This window comes from Kribbella sp. NPDC058693 (assembly GCF_042715335.1).
In the GTDB taxonomy this organism is placed as follows: domain Bacteria; phylum Actinomycetota; class Actinomycetes; order Propionibacteriales; family Kribbellaceae; genus Kribbella; species Kribbella jiaozuonensis.
Window position 1 is genome coordinate 302,850 of sequence record NZ_JBHXSQ010000004.1, and the last position, 15,176, is coordinate 318,025.

Below are 15,176 nucleotides of genomic sequence, written 5' to 3' on the forward strand. Positions count from 1 at the left end.
CGGCCCCGGGTGGTTCGGGTGTCAGCCCGCGGTAACGCGGACCGAGTAGGCGCCGCGACTGCCGTACGTCGAGTAGCCGGTGTTCAGCGGGCTGCCGTACCCGGTGTTCTCGATCCGCAGGTAGTAGCGACCCGCGGTGACCTGGCGGCTGATACTCGCGCCCAGACCGGTCGGCGTGGCCGCGTTGGACTGCCCGGACGCCGGGTCAGCGGTTGCGACGACCGCGCCGGACGAGTTGAGCAGCTGGAGCTTGATGTCGAGGTCCGCGCCCGAGGCGGCCGCAGCAGCAGCGAAGGTGAACGTGCCGGCCGCGAGGTCGATCCGGAAGGTGTCGACGTCCGAGTCGTTCGCGTAGATGCCCTTCACGCTGGTCCCGAGCGTCAGAGCAGTGGCGTCCGAGGTGCCGTTGCCGTGGTCGTCGGCCCGCAGCGCCAGCCCGTTCTGGCCGATCACCGCGAAGTCGTCTTCCTTGTTGTTGGCGCCGGTGTACTCGCCCTTGCTCCACTGGCTGATCGCCTTGGAGTAGCCGACGCCCATGATCGGCGCCCAGGCGCCGTGCCCCGCGTAGTACCCGACGGACGCCGTGCCGTCGTGCGAGAGCCCGACGTTGTGGCCGGCTTCGTGCGCCGCGGCCTCGGCGATGTTCTTCGCACCGGTGCCGACGCCCTTCGTGAACACGAGCGCCGGCTGGTAGGACGAGTGCTGGCTCGTGCTGTCGTACACCCCGACGTACGCGACGCCGCCGCACCCGCAGCCGGACTGGTACCAGGTGGTCGGGTCGATCAGCACGCGCGTGCCGTACTGCTGGTCGGAGGAGCCGGTCCGGTCGATCGCCGCAGCAGTCGGCTGCTGCGTGGTCACGTCCACGTCGAACGGCGCGTAGTCGTCGGCGACCCGGGCCCAGACATCGCGTACGACGTCCTGCTCGGCGGTGCTCCAGTTGTTCGGATTCCCGTCGGTGTCGTACGGCGTGACGTTGACCGTGGCCGGCTTGCCGCCGGTGTTCCACGCCGTACCGGTGATCGTCTGGCCGTCGAAGTCCAGGTAGATGACCCGGTTCGAGCCCGGCTTGCTGTGTAGCTCGAAGGCCGGTCCGGTCGCGGCGGTGACCGCTGCACGAGCCCAGCGCGGGGACGGGGCCGCGGCGGACTTCCGCTCGGCCGCGGTCGCGACGGGCTCGCGGTAGAACAGCTTGCCGCCGTGGTCGAGCCAGGCGGTCTTGTCGGTGGCGAGAATTCGCTCGAGCTGAGTCGCGGGGACTCCATTGCGCGAGGCAACCTCGGTGAGCCGGGACTGGACCCGGCCGAGCGCGGCCTTGCCCTGGAGTTCCTGGCCGAGCAACTGGTCGATGGGGAGTGGAGCGGGCTGCTGGGCGTCGGCCTGGTTGCTGACGACGACTGCGACGGCTCCGAAGACAACTGCACCGGCTACGGCGAGGGCGCCGATCCGGCGGGGGCGGGTGTGCATGCTTGGGGTCCTCCTCAGGGACTCCGGGGCGGCCTCACATCTCGTGCGTGGGCACGCACTGTGCGTAGCCTGCCCGAAGGTCCCCTTCCCGGTCTAGATTCGTCTCGGTATTTAACGCCGACTTGGGAGGGGCCTCAGATGCGCTACATGATGATCTTCAAGGCGAGCGAGGAGTCCGAAGCGGGTGGGCTGCCGAGCGAGGAGAGCCTGACCGCGATGGGTCTGGTGATGGCGGAGATGGCCGAGAAGGGCATCCTGCTCGCTGGGGACGGACTGCTGCCGAGTTCGATGGGTTTCCGGCTCGGGTTCGACGACGAGAAGCAGCGCCGGGTGATCGACGGCCCGTTCGCCGAGACCAAGGAGCTGATCGCCGGGTTCTGCCTGATCGAGGTGGCGTCCCGCGAGGAGGCGATCGAGTGGGGCTGGCGCTGTGTGGCGGCCGACGGCCGCACCGACGGCGAGCTGGAGATCCGCCCTGTCCCGACCGCGGAATTCTTCGGTGACAACTACACCAGCGAAGCGCGCGACCGCAACGAAGAGACGTTCCAGAAGGCCGCCGAGAACCTTCAGAACAGCAACACCTGACGGATCGACGTACCTGCGGCCAGGTCGTCGAAGGCCTGGTTCAGATCGTCGAGCCCGACGGTCGCGGTCAGCAGCCGGTCGACCGGGAGCCGGCCGGCTTGGTACAGGGCGACGTACCGCGGGATGTCGCGTGACGGCACCGACGAGCCGAGGTACGAGCCCTTCACCGTGCGCTCCTCCGCGACCAGGCTGACCGCGGGCACGCTGAACGACTGCGACGGGTGCGGCAGCCCGACCGTGACGGTGGTCCCGCCGCGGCGGGTGGCGGCGTACGCCTGCTCGAGCACCTTCGCGCTGCCGACCGTCTCGAAGGCGTAGTCCGCGCCGCCCGCTGTCGCTTCGCGCACCTGATCCACCGCATCGCGGGCGTCGACAGCAACTGTCGCGCCGAGTTGCAGCGCCAACTCCAACTTCGCGGGTACGACGTCCACCGCGACGATCGGATGTGCTCCGACCAGGACGGCGCCGAGCAACGCTGACAGTCCGACACCGCCGAGGCCGAAGACGACTGCGCTGCGGCCGGCGCGGACCTGCGCTGTGTTCACTACCGCGCCTACGCCGGTCATGACGGCGCAACCGAAGAGCGCGGCGATCTCAGGCGGGAGGGTCGGTTCGATCTTCACGGCCGAATGCGCCGAGATCACCGCATGATCCGCAAAGCCGGAGACACCCAGATGATGGTGTACGTCGGTCAGGCGGCGGGCGCCGCTCAGCAGGGTGCCTGCGGTGTTTGCGGCAGCCCCGGGTTCGCAGAGGGCGGCTCGGCCCTCCGCGCACGGTCCGCAAGCGCCGCATGCGGGGACGAAGGCGCACGCCACGACGTCGCCAGGCGCGAAACCGGCAGCCGCCGACTCGAGCACGACGCCGGTGGCTTCGTGGCCGAGGAGCATCGGCATGACGCGGGGACGGGAGCCGTCGATGACCGAGAGGTCCGAGTGGCACAGGCCGGCTGCGCGGATCCGGACCAGCAACTCCCCCGGTCCGGGCGGTGCCAGCTCCACCTCTTCGATCCGCAGCGGACGCGACGCGGCGTACGGCGCCGGCAGGCCCATCTCCCGCAGTACGGCGCCGCGCACGATCATCCCGTGATCCCTTCGAGAGCCTCGCGGATGTGGTCCGGGACCGGCACCGGGCGGCGATCCGCGCGCGTGACGAAGACGTGTACGAACCGCCCGGTCGCGGCCGGTTCGTCCGATCCCTCGCGGAACAGGGCGATCTCGTACCGCACGCTGGAGTTGCCGAGCTGACCGCACCGCAACGCCGCATCCACGACGCCCGGGAACTCGAGCGGTTGCTTGAACGTGCACTGCGAGTCCACGCACAGCCCGATCACGTCACCGCCGTGAATGTCGAGACCGCCGAACCGGATCAGAAAGTCGTTGATCACGGTGTCGAAGAAGCTGTAGTACTCGACGTTGTTGACGTGGCCGTAGACGTCGTTGTCCTTCCACCGCAGCGTGATCGCGAGGTGGTGCGGATACGCGCTGCGGTCCATGCGGACAGCCTAGGACTACGGCTTGCGGCCGACTCCGACCCAGAGGCTGCACATGATGTCGGTGAACTCGCCCTTGTCGACCAGGCGCTGGGTCTCGTCGTCCGGGTACCACCGGAACGGCGACACGACGCCGGGCTCGATCAGCTGGGTGCCCTCGAAGAAGCGGGTGACCTCTTCCTTCGAGCGGACCTGCGCGTCACCGCCGTCGGCCTTGTAGACCACCATCGCCCGCTCCCACAGCTCAGGCGCGAAGTCCGGGGTGCAGTGCGAGAAGATCAGCAGCGATCCGGGCGCGAGCGGCTCGACGAGCTGGCGGACCAGGTCGTACGGCTTCAGCGCGTCGGGCAGGTAGTGGAAGACACCGACGATGCTGAGCGCGACCGGCTTGTCGAAGTCGATCAGCTCCTTGACCTCGTCGGACGCCAGGATCGCCTGCGGGTCGGTGACGTCGGCCTCGAGGTACGCCGTCCTGCCCTCCGGCTTGCTGACCAGCAGCGCGCGGGAGTGCGCGAGCACGATCGGGTCGTTGTCCGCGTACACCACGTGCGCCGCGGGAGTGATCTCCTGGACGACCTCGTGCAGGTTCGGGCTGGTCGGGATACCGGTACCGACGTCGAGGAACTGGGTGATGCCCTGCTCGGCGGCGAACTTGGCCGCGCGGTGCATCCACATCCGGTTCGAGAGGGCGGCGGTGCGGAAGCCCGGGAACGCCTGGAGCAAGTGCTCGGCGGCCTGCCGGTCGATCGCGAAGTTGTCCTTCCCGCCCAGGAAGTAGTCGTACACCCGAGCGCCGTGCGGCCGGTCGAGCTTCAGCTGCTCGTACATCCGCGGGTCGACGTCGGCATCCTGCGATTCAGCCATGAAATTCCCATCCGCGCAGCGCTCAGAACTGAAGAGCCATCGTAACCGGTGCACGACGGACCGTGACACCCGGCAGAACGACACTATCGCTCCGGAGTGCTCTTGCCATCAGCTCCGGCGCGTCCGCCGATGGCCTTTACAGAGGATTGAATTGAGACTGTCTTCCAAAGGGTGAGGGGTGGCGGCATGGGTGACGTGATCGAGGGGCGGCAGACGGCGGCGTACGACGGGGAGGTGGTCGTCTTCCTGATCGGGATGCGGGTCAATTCGGTGTTCAAGGTGCGCGAGTGGCTGCCGGTGGCGAAGGCGATGGGGCCGATGCTGACCGAGTTGATGAAGGACAAGGAAAGCGGCCTGCTCGGGTTCCGGACGCTGCCGACGTGGCGCGGAATCACGCTGATCCAGTACTGGGAGTCGGTCGAGAAACTCCAGGCATTCGCCGGCGACACGAACCGGACGCACCGGCCGGCGTGGGTCGAGTACTTCCGCAAATCGTTCAAGGGCGGCGCGGTCGGCATCTGGCACGAGACGTACGTCGTACCAGCCGGCAACACCGAAACCATCTACGGAAACATGCCCCTGTTCGGCCTGGGCCGCGTCAAGGGCGTCCAGCCGGTCAGCCAACGCACCGACACCGCAGCCCAACGCTTGCATCAAACCGACTAGTCCGGGCGACATGTAGTGCGGTTACAGTGCAGGCGTGCGGTTTCTCCGGGATTTGTGGACGTTGCTGCAGCGTCGCGATTTCCGGCGGCTGTTTGCGGTGCGGCTCACGTCGCAGTTCGGCGACGGGGTGTTCCAGGTGGCGCTGGCGTCGTACGTATTGTTCTCGCCGGAGCGGGCGCCTGACGCGGCAGCGATCGCCGGGCTGTTCGCGGTCGCGCTGCTGCCGTACTCGATCCTCGGCCCGTTCACCGGCGTACTCCTCGATCGATGGTCGCGACGGCAGATCCTCTTCGCCGCGAACCTGACCCGCGCCGTCCTCGTCATCGGCGTCGGCGCGATCGTCGCGGCCGACAACGCCGGCGTGCTGTTCTACATCGCCGTACTGCTCACGCTCGGCGTCAACCGCTTCCTGCTGTCCGGCTTGTCCGCCGGCCTCCCGCACGTCGTCGAGCGCGACGAGCTGGTGATGGCCAACGCAGTCACCCCGACCAGCGGTACGGCGTTCTTCCTCATCGGCGGCGGTGTCGGCGCCGGGGTGAAGCTGCTCGTCGACTCCGACCTGACCGTCCTCACGCTGACCGTCGTCATCTACACGGCCGCCGCATTTCTCGCCCTCCGGCTGCGGCGCGACCAACTCGGCCCGGACCTGAACGGCGACGAGCCCAGCATCGGCGAAGCGCTCCGCACCATCGCAGCCGGCCTGATCGACGGCGCCCGGCACCTCAAGTCACGCCCGCAACCAGCGCTCGGACTAGCCGCGATCGGCTCGCTCCGGTTCTTCTTCGGGCTGATGACGGTCTCGATGATCCTGCTGTACCGCAACTACTTCTACGGCCCCAGTCAGCTGGATCAAGCGTTCGGTGCACTGGCGATCGCGACCGGCGCGGTCGGGGCCGGGCTGTTCGTCGCCGCGCTCGTCACGCCCTGGGGTACGCGCGTGATGTCGCTGCGGCAGTGGATCACCTGGCTGTTCGTCGCCGCGGCAGTCGTGAGCGCCGTACCGATCGGGTTCTACACCAAGCCCGCGCTGGTGCTCGGCGGATTCCTCACCGGGTTCTGCGCGCAGGGCGTCAAGATCAGCGTCGATACCCTCGTACAGACAGGTATCGACGACGTGTACCGCGGACGGGTGTTCTCGCTCTACGACATGATCTTCAACGTCGGGCAGGTCTCCGCGGCCGCACTCGGCGCGGCGATCCTGCCCGACAGCGGGAAGTCCTACGCTGTGCTCGCTCTGATCGTGGTCGGGTTCGCGGTCACCGCGCTGCTCTACTCACGTGCCTCGAAGCGCAGTGATGGGCTGGATGGCGGAGGCCTTCCAGGCGGGATACGTGCCGGCGACCAGACCGATGAACGCACCCAGCAGGGGTGAACCGAACGCCAGCCGGTTGTCGAGGATCGGTGTCCAGTCCCTGATCCACGACACGCTCACGGTGAGGATCACGCCGACCGCCGTACCGAGCAATCCGCCGAGGAACCCGACGATCACGCTCTCGACCAGGAACTGAACCGCGATATGTCTTCGCGCCGCGCCCAAGGCTCTTCGCAGGCCGATCTCCGAGATGCGTTCCAGGACTGACAGCAGGGTGACGTTGGCGATGCCCAGACCGCCGACGAGGAGTGCGACGGCGCCTAGCAGCAGGAAGAGCGCGTTGAGGTCGGACTCGACACCTTTGCGTACGGCGCCTTGTTTGGGCGGAGCGTCGACGCGCACCGTGCTCGGGTTGTTGGGCTCGATCGCGATCGGTGCTTGTTCCGCGATCAGTTGCGCGGCGCCCACCGCCGTACGGATCTCGACTGCGTCCGGGGACTCGAGGTTGTAGGCGTTGCGGGCGGCGCCGTTCGGCATGATCACGGCGTCGTTGAGCTCGGCGCGGCCGCTGACGGAGTCGAGGATGCCGATCACCGTGTACGGCTCGTCGCCGATGAAGACCGCGGGTTGGGAGTCGACGCGGTTGATTCCCAGCCGCTCGGCCGCATGCTTGCCAAGGACAACCACTTTGTCGGCGCGCTGGTCGTGGCCGGCGTCGAAGAACCGGCCTGTTTGGAGAGTCGCGCGTACGGCGTCCCAGAGGCCGGCTGATCCGGCCATGACCTGCAGGGCTTTGCCGGCGCCGTTGTCGAGGCCGGTCACGTTCTGGACGAGGTCGTCGCCGATCTCCAGGTTGCTGACGGTGCCGACTGCTTCTACTCCGTTGAGTCGCTTGATGCGGTCGGGTGCGTCCCATGGGAGTTGGGTTGCTGCTTCGCCTTCCTGGCCGCCTTTGTCGTCCGGTTGGACGACGACGCGGGTTGCCGCAGCCAGGTCGAACCGCTGCGTGATCTGCCCGGCGGCTGTTTGCCCTAGGCCCACAGTTCCAACCAACGCGGCAACGCCGAGCACAGTCCCCAGCGTGGTGAGAACCAGCCGGGTGGGCCGAGCGGCGACACCCGCCAATGCTTCGTCCAGCAGGTCCCGCACGGCGGGACGAGATCTTCGCCGCGGCCGTGGTGGGTGAGGCGGGGTGTGGTGGGTGCGGGAGGGGCGCCCGATGAGCCGCGCGAGCGCGACGCGCGGACGCGCGCGGCGGCGGCCCGGCGGCACCCCGGCGCCGGGGTGGATGGAGGGCCCGGCGCCGGGTGGGGTGGACGGCCCGCCGGCGGGATCCGGGGGGCCTGCTTGGGTTACCACTGGAGGGTTCCGTCGACGATGCGGACCTGGCGTTGGGCGCGGCGGCTGACCTGGGCGTCGTGGGTGATGACGGCCAGCGTCATACCTTCGGAATGCAGTTCGTCGAACACTTGCAGGATCGCCTCCGCGTTGGCGCTGTCTAAATTGCCGGTCGGTTCGTCCGCCAGCAGCAGGCTCGGTTCCGCGACCAGCGCCCGCGCGATCGCAACCCGCTGCCGCTCACCACCCGAGAGCGTCGTCGGCGCGAACTCCATCCGATGCGCCAATCCCACCCGCTCCAACGCGACGCGCGCGCGGGCCAATCGCTCCCGGCGCGGCACCCCGACGTACACCATCGACAGCGCCACGTTCTCCAGCACAGTCCGGTGATCGAGCAGGTGGAACGACTGGAACACGAACCCGATCCGCTCCCCCCGCAGTACGGCGCGACGCCGCTCGCGCAGGCTCATCGTGTCCACGCCGTCGAGCCGATAGACCCCGCCCGTCGGGTTGTCGAGCAGCCCGAGCAGATGCAGCAACGTCGACTTCCCCGACCCGGACGGCCCGACGATCGACAGGTACTCCCCCTGCCCGATGGTCAGATCGACCCCGTTGATCGCCCGTACCTCGGGCGGCCCCTCGAAGAACCGCCGTACGCCGATCATCTCGACCACCGGCGCGGGCAGGGCCACCGCGGTCGCGCTCATTTCCCGACCACCACCTGGTCGCCGTCGGACAACTTCGCGTCGCCCTTCGGCGTGACCTGCGCGAACCCGTCCGCGGACAGCCCGACCGTGACCGGCACCAGCTCCACCTGCCCGTTCCGCAGTACTTCGACCCGCGAGCTGCCGTCCGACCCGGACGACAACGCGGCCAGCGGTACGGCGAGAACCTTGCCGCTCGTGCTCTTCACCGGGATCGTCACCCGCACGTTCGCGTCCCGCAGCAGCGCCAGCTGGCTCGCGGTCAGCGTGTTCGGCGCGACCACGACGTCGTACGTCGTGCCGTTCTTCGCGACCCGGCGGACCTTCGCCGCGATCGCCGTACCGTCGAGGTCGAGCGACGCGACCATGCCGGCCTTCAACCGCTGCGCCGTCTCCGCGTCGACCTTCAACGTCACGACCAGGGACGATCCGCTGGCCGACATCACCACGCCGTTCACCGTCCCGCCGCGCTCGACCTTCACGTCGTCGACCCGGCGCGGCAGCGTCTTCACGTAGACCACCTCGGCGACCGGCAGCGGCGTACCGGCCTTGAACTCGGCCTCGCTCCGCGCGTCCTGGGCGTCGGCGAGGTTCGCCTCGGCGTCGTCGACGGCGCCCTGCTGCACCGACGTGTCCTTCGCCTTCGCGTCCTTGGCGGCCTTGAGCTGAGCCTGCGCCTGCCGCAGCTGCTTCTTCGCGGCGTCGACCTGCTTCTTCGCGGCGTCCACTTCCTGGGTCAGCTGCTTGTCCGGCTCAGGTGCGTCGTACCCGGCCTCCTCGTACAGCCGCTCCACGGCGGCGGACGTGTCGAGGTCGTACTCGTCGTCGACGGTCCCCGGGTCGAGCCCGAGCCGGTCAAGAGTCTGCTCCAGTTGCAGCACGTCCGGTCCCTTGCTCCCGGGCGAGAGCGACCGATACATCGGCAGTACGCCGGCCAGCCCGATCACCGGCCGGCCGGTGATCTCGAGCAGCGCCTTGCCCTCCGTGATCGTCGACCCGACCGCGGGTACCTTCCCGGTCACGATCGCCGGCGTACTGAGCCCGCTCGTCTCGACCCGGATGTTCACCGCGCCGTCGAACGAGGCGTCACCGCGGCCGACCACCTTGCTCGACAGCGCCTTCTTCGCCACCGGCACGGTGATCTGGGAGGCCTTCGGCGGCGCGGTCTTCGCGGCCGCGTCCTCCGGCGAGCTGATCCGGCTGCCCGCGACCACACCAACACCGAGCGAGGCCACGGCTATCCCGGCCACGCTGACGAGGACCCGGCGACGGGACTTGGGCGAAGCGGTCACCGGTTCGCCATCTCGTCACGGTACGACTCGAGCTCGGCCTTGTGCTGGTCGACGAACTCCTTCTCGGCGTCGTACTGCACCTTCTTGTACGCGTCGTCGTACCCCTTGGCCTTGCACTTCTGGTCGGCCACCGCGAGGTCGATCTCGAACTTGCGCAGCTCGGACAGCTTGGCCGAGTCGACCTTGTCGAACGACGGCGGTCCGGTGATGGTCTTGCCCGGGCCGCCCTTGGGCGGCGGCGTGCTCCCGGTCAGCGCGTCCAGCTTCTGCTGGACCTTGGTGCGCGGGTCGTCGACCTTGGTGAATCCGGCATGCCCCGCGTCGGCCATGCAGTCGGACCACGCGCTGGTCGCGTCGACGACCCGCTGGTCGGAGTCGATCCGCTTCTGCAACGCCTGGATGTCCTTGAACAGGCTGTCGAACTTCTTGAAGTCCGCGGCCCGGTCCTGGCCCTTGCCGTAGACCTGCTCGACCGCCTGGCCCCGGCAGCCGAGATCCTGCTTGCCGCTGTTGGTCCGGCTGTCGCCACCGCCCTGGATCACCACAGCGCCGCTGCCATTCGCGTTCGGTCCGTTCAGCGCCTTGTCGTACGCCTTCTGCGCGGCCGGCGAGAGCGCGTTGCGGATCTTGGTGTTCGGGTTCGTGTCGTCGTCGCCGGCCTTGGACCAGTCGATCGTGCTGATGCCGTACCCGTACTGCTGGGCGAACTTGTCCGGCGGCAGGTTGAACGCGTCGGTGAACTTGCTCTTCGCGTTCTGCTCCGGCGGTACGGCGACGTACTCGAAGCCGGCCGTCTTCATACACGACGCGGTGGCGTCCTCGACCTTGCGCTGCTTGGCCAGCTCCTCCTCGCTCGGCTGCTGCCCGCCACCGGCCCGCAGCGCGACCTTGAACCCGCCACCGCCGGACGAACTGACGAACCCTTCGCCCATGTACTCCGCCAGCGGGCTCTTGTCGCCGTTCTGGTCGCCGGACGCGACCGGTGCCTTGTCGTTCCCGCAGCCGGCCACCGCGAGGACGGCCAGGATCGCTAACGCGGATGCAGTTCGTGAGGTCTTCATGGCGGTCGAGCGTGCCGCCGCGGCAGTGAAGAACCTGTGAAGGACCGGTTTGCACTCGATGCTCTCAGCCGATCTTCATCGGATTCTCATCAACTTCGGGGACATTGAGGGCTATGCCAGCGCGGATCCTGGTCGCGGAAGACGACCTGAAGCAGGCGGAGCTGATCCGGCGGTATCTCGAGCGGGAGGGGCACCTGACCGTCGTCGTCCACGACGGCCGGGCCGCGATCGACGAGGCCCGCCGGCGCAGCCCGGACCTGCTGGTGCTCGACGTGATGATGCCGAAGGTCGACGGCCTGGACGTCTGCCGGGTACTGCGTGCCGACGGGGAGGTGCCGATCATCATGCTGACCGCCCGCTCCACCGAGGACGACCTGCTGCTCGGACTCGACCTGGGCGCGGACGACTACCTGACCAAGCCGTACAACCCGCGCGAGCTCGTCGCCCGGGTGCGGACGGTACTGCGGCGGACCCGCGTTCGCGCCGAGGGCGAGGTGTACCGCGTCGGCGAACTGGAGATCGACCCGAGCCGGCACGAGGTCCGGCTGGCCGGGGAGCTGATCGACCTGACGCCGGCTGAGTTCAAGATCCTTGCCTGTCTCGCCGCATCGCCGGGGCGTGCGTTCTCGCGGCAGCAGTTGCTCGAGCACGCGTTCGGGTTCGACCACTACGTGTTCGACCGCACCGTCGACGTTCACGTGATGAATCTGCGCAAGAAGATCGAGCCCTCGACGGTTCCGACGTACCTCAAGACTGTGTACGGCGTGGGCTACAAGCTGGCCGACAAGGTGGCCAGCCATGCGTCGTAGCGTGCTCGTCCGGTTCCTCGGACTGTCGCTGGCGGTCGCGCTCGGCGCGGTGATAGCGACCGCGTTGATCGCGACGTACAGCACGTCGGAGAAGCTGCAGGGCGAGATCGACGCGAACACCGGGCAGCTCCAGGTCGACGGCGAGATCTACGGGCAGCTGTCGAAGTACGCCGCGGACCACCCGACCTGGTCGGGTGTGGACAAACTCGTGCACGAGCTGGGCGACAAGCTCGGCCGACGGGTCGCGGTCACCGCCGCCGACGGCTCGGTGATCGCCGACTCGGCCCGGATGCTCGGCGCCGCGCCGGCACTCCCATCGGTGCCTGCAGCAACCATCGACGCACGCGGCGGGGGTGTCTCGAAGCTGGCCGCGCTGTCGGACGCGACGGTCTACACCGCCCGTAAGACTTTCGCCGCCGGGACGACGGGCGGCTTCGTGGCGACGACGGCAAGTCCGCCGTTCGTCGCCGCCCCCGACTGGGGCATGACCGACGAGGAGCAACGGCAACGCGAACAGCTGGCCCAGAAGGCGGTCGCGTGCTGGGCGACGAAAGGCAGGTCCGCGACCGTCGCGAAGGCCGGCAGCGTTCCACAGGTGATGATCGAGTCCACCCAGTCGGTCGCCGGGATCCGCGTGATGGAGAAGCCGGGCCTCGCGGCGAACGACGACGCGTGCACGCCGCCTGGGCTGTACGCGCCGAGCGCCAAGGCGAAGGTGGTGAACGACGACGAGATCCGCCGGGCGACCGCCTGCCTCGATGCCGCGGGCATCAAGTACCTGGTCAACGACTTCGAGGGCCTGAAGTCGGTCGAGCCGAAGGCCAAGGGTGACGTCACCGACAAGTTCCTCGACTGCACCACGCAGGCGCGGGTGCAGGCGTTGACGCCGTACGTCGCTCCGCCGGCGAAGCTGTATCTCGGCGCGAAGAGCACGTTCAACGTGTTCTCCGGCGAGGGCTTGCTGCGTACGGCGGCGACCGCGCTCGGCGTACTGCTGATCGCCGCGCTGGTGATGATCTTCGCGGGTCGTCGGCTGGTCCGTCCGATCGTGGCGCTGACCGGTGCCGCGCAGCGGATGCGGAACGGGGATCACGCGGCGCGCGTACCGGTGAGTGGGAAGGACGAGGTCGCGCGGCTCGGGCACGCGTTCAACGACATGGCCGAGTCGATTCAGCGACACGACTTCCAGCGGAAGGCGATGGTGAGCGACGTCGCGCACGAACTGCGTACGCCGCTGGCCAACATCAAGGGGTATCTGGTCGCGTCCGAGGACGGCGTGGTTCCGCTCGACAGCGAGCTCGTCACATCGTTGCTGGAAGAGACTGAGCTGCTCGAGCACCTGGTCGCCGACCTCCAGGACCTGGCGCTCGCCGATGCCGGCATGCTCCGCCTCCACCCCGCTCCCCGCGACCTCACCGAACTCGCCCAGCAAGTCGTCGCCGCCCACCGCCCCACCGCGGAAGAGGCCTCTGTCACCCTTTCGTCCACAGCTTCTGGGTCTACTCCGGCAGTCATCGACAGCGCACGCATTCGGCAGGCGCTGGGCAACCTCGTCGCCAACGCGATCCGGTACACACCACCGGGCGGTCAGGTGCAGGTCGGCGTACGGCGGGTCGGCGACGGCTACAACCTGAGCGTCACCGACAACGGGACGGGGATCGCCGAGGAGCACCTGCCGTATGTGTTCGACCGCTTCTACCGGGCCGAGCACTCCCGCAGTCGCAGTACCGGCGGAAGCGGGCTCGGGTTGGCGATCACCAAGCACCTGGCCGAGGCGCACGGCGGGAAGATCACAGTCGCCAGCCGGCTGGGCTCCGGCTCCACCTTCACGATCTGGCTCCCTGCGGCTGCCACACTGTCCGGGTGACACAGCCTCCGTACTCGTCCGGCCCGCAGAACAGTGGCTCGCAGCAACAGCCCCCGGGCGGACCGGCCTGGGACGGGCGGGGATACGCACCCGGCTTCGCGCCGCGTCGCAAGAGTCCGCGGACCACGCTGTACGTCGTGATCGCGGCTGCCGGCATCATCGTGTTCCTCGGCGTCGTGGCGCTGCTCCTGCCCGGCCTCATGGGTGGTGACGACCCGGGCGGTCCGACCGCGCCGTCCCCCGCGGCTGCCCGGCCGACGGCGCCAGCGCAGCCGTCTGCTCAACCGTCCGAGACCCCGGGCGGCCCGCGCCTCACCGAGGCCACGACGCTCGCCACCAGGTTCCTCGCGTACCTCAACGCGAACGACCAGAAGCACGCGACCACGCTCGCCTGCGCGGACAGCAAGAACCTGCTGGCCGGCCAGCTCATCGTCATGATCGACCCGCCGACCAGGCTGGCGGTCAGCGGACCCGCCGCCTCGGTGAGCAGCTACTACCCGCGGATCTCGGTCCCGTTCTCCGGCACCACGAAGGGCGGCGTACCGCTGGCGGGTACCGTCGACATCATGGACCAGCCGACCCGTCCGCTCTGCGTTCGCCTGACCTCGCTCGCGCACTAACTGGTTGCGAATGGCACCGAAGAAGGCCCGCGTGGCCGACGTACACGAGATCGCATCGGGGATGCCGCACGTCACCAAGTGGGAACGCGACGACGGCACCGATCGCCCGGTCTACCAGGTCGGCGGGAAGTCGTTCGTCTTCTTCCGTACGCCGCGACCGGACGCCGTCGATCCGGACACCGGCGAGAAGTACGACGACGTGATCATGATCTGGGTCGAATCCGAGGACGAGAAGCTGGCCCTGGTCTCGGACGAGTCGACCCCGTTCTTCACCACACCCCACTTCGACGGCCATCCGTCCGTCCTCGTCCGCGGCAGCCAACTGCCCGAGATCTCGAAGCAGGAACTCACCGAGATCATCCAGGACGCCTGGCTCTCGAGAGCCTCCAACCGCCGCGCAACGACGTGGCTCAAAGAACACCGCTTGAGCTGACCGCGCTGCCACACTATTCCCGTGAGCTCAACGCCGCCCGGCCCGAACTACAGCTGGCAACCCCAACCCAGCAACTTCAAGTCAGCCCCGCCATACGGCCAACCACCTCGCAAGAGCCGAGCCGGCCTGATCATCGCGCTGATCGTCCTCCTGATCTTCGTTGCCATCGGCGCCGTCGGCATACTCGCCTACCGCCTGGTCGCCAACCACCAGGACTCCAAGTCGAACCCCGCCCCAAGTAAGTCGGTCGCACCCCCGCCCGCGACGACGACTCATCCCACGGCCTCCAAGCCCACAAAGCCGAGCACCCCCGCGACCAAGCCCACTTCGACACCTCCGGCAACCTCTGTCGCCGACCTAGGCCGCCGCTTCGTAGCCCAACTGAACGCGAACAACTCCAAGGGCGCCGCAGCGTACGCGTGCAGGGAATCGCAACAGGTGATCCCCCTCCTGATGCAAACCCTCGTAGGCCCACCCACCAAACTCACCCCCGGCACCCCCACCGGTCACGCCCCCATCTTCACCATCCCCCTGTCCGGCACCTCCAAAGGCGCAACAGTCACCGGCTTCCTGGTAGTCAGCCAAATCTCCCCGGACCCGATCTGCATCCGAGCCTTCACCATCACCACCAAATCAACCACCACCAACTAACCGCGGACCCACCCG

16 protein-coding genes are annotated in these 15,176 nt (G+C 68.4%); 8 read left to right on the forward strand and 8 right to left on the reverse strand.

The window, feature by feature from the left end; all coding sequences use genetic code 11:
* Window positions 1-21: 21 nt before the first annotated feature.
* Window positions 22-1,467 (reverse strand): M12 family metallo-peptidase, encoded by a 1,446-nt coding sequence (locus ACFWUU_RS27695; protein ID WP_380179576.1) that lies wholly within the window; start codon window positions 1,465-1,467, stop codon window positions 22-24.
* A gap of 138 nt (window positions 1,468-1,605) precedes the next feature.
* On the opposite strand from ACFWUU_RS27695, the gene ACFWUU_RS27700 reads away from it, so the two are divergent.
* On the forward strand, window positions 1,606-2,052 hold the full coding sequence (locus tag ACFWUU_RS27700; protein ID WP_380179578.1) for a YciI family protein: 447 nt from the start codon (window positions 1,606-1,608) through the stop codon (window positions 2,050-2,052).
* Here ACFWUU_RS27700 and ACFWUU_RS27705 read toward each other — a convergent pair.
* The 3 genes from ACFWUU_RS27705 to ACFWUU_RS27715 are packed head-to-tail and all read right to left on the reverse strand — an operon-like array spanning window position 2,034 to window position 4,408.
* A complete protein-coding gene (locus ACFWUU_RS27705) occupies window positions 2,034-3,134 on the reverse strand; it encodes a zinc-dependent alcohol dehydrogenase family protein (RefSeq protein ID WP_380179580.1) in 1,101 nt (366 codons plus the stop codon). The two genes, ACFWUU_RS27700 and ACFWUU_RS27705, sit on opposite strands and share 19 nt — an antisense overlap.
* Window positions 3,131-3,547 carry an acyl-CoA thioesterase gene (locus ACFWUU_RS27710; protein WP_380179582.1) on the reverse strand — a complete coding sequence of 139 codons (417 nt, stop codon included), beginning with the start codon at window positions 3,545-3,547 and terminating at the stop codon, window positions 3,131-3,133. The genes ACFWUU_RS27705 and ACFWUU_RS27710 overlap by 4 nt, the downstream gene beginning before the upstream one ends.
* Window positions 3,548-3,562: 15 nt before the next feature.
* Entirely contained in the window at window positions 3,563-4,408 is an 846-nt protein-coding gene (locus ACFWUU_RS27715) for an SAM-dependent methyltransferase (RefSeq protein WP_380179584.1), read from the reverse strand.
* A gap of 186 nt (window positions 4,409-4,594) precedes the next feature.
* Here ACFWUU_RS27715 and ACFWUU_RS27720 point away from each other — a divergent pair, with 186 nt between their 5' ends.
* Together ACFWUU_RS27720 and ACFWUU_RS27725 are read left to right on the forward strand one after the other, a co-directional pair.
* Window positions 4,595-5,074, forward strand: coding sequence for a DUF4188 domain-containing protein (locus ACFWUU_RS27720; RefSeq protein ID WP_137255951.1), 480 nt, complete (start codon window positions 4,595-4,597; stop codon window positions 5,072-5,074).
* A gap of 34 nt (window positions 5,075-5,108) precedes the next feature.
* A complete protein-coding gene (locus ACFWUU_RS27725) occupies window positions 5,109-6,446 on the forward strand; it encodes an MFS transporter (protein ID WP_380179586.1) in 1,338 nt (445 codons plus the stop codon).
* Here the strand turns inward: ACFWUU_RS27725 and ACFWUU_RS27730 are convergent.
* The 4 genes from ACFWUU_RS27730 to ACFWUU_RS27745 all read right to left on the reverse strand — a co-directional run bounded on the left by ACFWUU_RS27730 (window position 6,348) and on the right by ACFWUU_RS27745 (window position 10,781).
* Window positions 6,348-7,535 carry an ABC transporter permease gene (locus tag ACFWUU_RS27730; RefSeq protein WP_380179588.1) on the reverse strand — a complete coding sequence of 396 codons (1,188 nt, stop codon included), beginning with the start codon at window positions 7,533-7,535 and terminating at the stop codon, window positions 6,348-6,350. The genes ACFWUU_RS27725 and ACFWUU_RS27730 overlap by 99 nt on opposite strands.
* Before the next feature lie 203 nt (window positions 7,536-7,738).
* Window positions 7,739-8,431 (reverse strand): ABC transporter ATP-binding protein, encoded by a 693-nt coding sequence (locus ACFWUU_RS27735; protein WP_380179590.1) that lies wholly within the window; start codon window positions 8,429-8,431, stop codon window positions 7,739-7,741.
* Window positions 8,428-9,720: a peptidoglycan-binding protein gene (locus ACFWUU_RS27740; protein WP_380179592.1), complete on the reverse strand. Its 1,293-nt coding sequence runs from the start codon at window positions 9,718-9,720 to the stop codon at window positions 8,428-8,430. The genes ACFWUU_RS27735 and ACFWUU_RS27740 overlap by 4 nt, the downstream gene beginning before the upstream one ends.
* Window positions 9,717-10,781, reverse strand: coding sequence for a hypothetical protein (locus ACFWUU_RS27745; protein WP_380179594.1), 1,065 nt, complete (start codon window positions 10,779-10,781; stop codon window positions 9,717-9,719). Before ACFWUU_RS27745 ends, ACFWUU_RS27740 begins: the two co-directional genes overlap by 4 nt.
* Window positions 10,782-10,894: 113 nt before the next feature.
* Here ACFWUU_RS27745 and ACFWUU_RS27750 point away from each other — a divergent pair, with 113 nt between their 5' ends.
* The 5 genes from ACFWUU_RS27750 to ACFWUU_RS27770 are packed head-to-tail and all read left to right on the forward strand — an operon-like array spanning window position 10,895 to window position 15,161.
* Window positions 10,895-11,590, forward strand: coding sequence for a response regulator transcription factor (locus tag ACFWUU_RS27750; protein WP_380179596.1), 696 nt, complete (start codon window positions 10,895-10,897; stop codon window positions 11,588-11,590).
* On the forward strand, window positions 11,580-13,457 hold the full coding sequence (locus ACFWUU_RS27755; RefSeq protein WP_380179598.1) for a sensor histidine kinase: 1,878 nt from the start codon (window positions 11,580-11,582) through the stop codon (window positions 13,455-13,457). Before ACFWUU_RS27750 ends, ACFWUU_RS27755 begins: the two co-directional genes overlap by 11 nt.
* On the forward strand, window positions 13,454-14,077 hold the full coding sequence (locus tag ACFWUU_RS27760; RefSeq protein WP_380179600.1) for a hypothetical protein: 624 nt from the start codon (window positions 13,454-13,456) through the stop codon (window positions 14,075-14,077). Before ACFWUU_RS27755 ends, ACFWUU_RS27760 begins: the two co-directional genes overlap by 4 nt.
* A gap of 10 nt (window positions 14,078-14,087) precedes the next feature.
* On the forward strand, window positions 14,088-14,510 hold the full coding sequence (locus ACFWUU_RS27765; RefSeq protein WP_380179602.1) for an MmcQ/YjbR family DNA-binding protein: 423 nt from the start codon (window positions 14,088-14,090) through the stop codon (window positions 14,508-14,510).
* 21 nt (window positions 14,511-14,531) lie between these two features.
* Window positions 14,532-15,161, forward strand: a complete 630-nt coding sequence (locus ACFWUU_RS27770) for a hypothetical protein (RefSeq protein WP_380179604.1) — start codon at window positions 14,532-14,534, stop codon at window positions 15,159-15,161.
* Window positions 15,162-15,176: the final 15 nt, after the last annotated feature.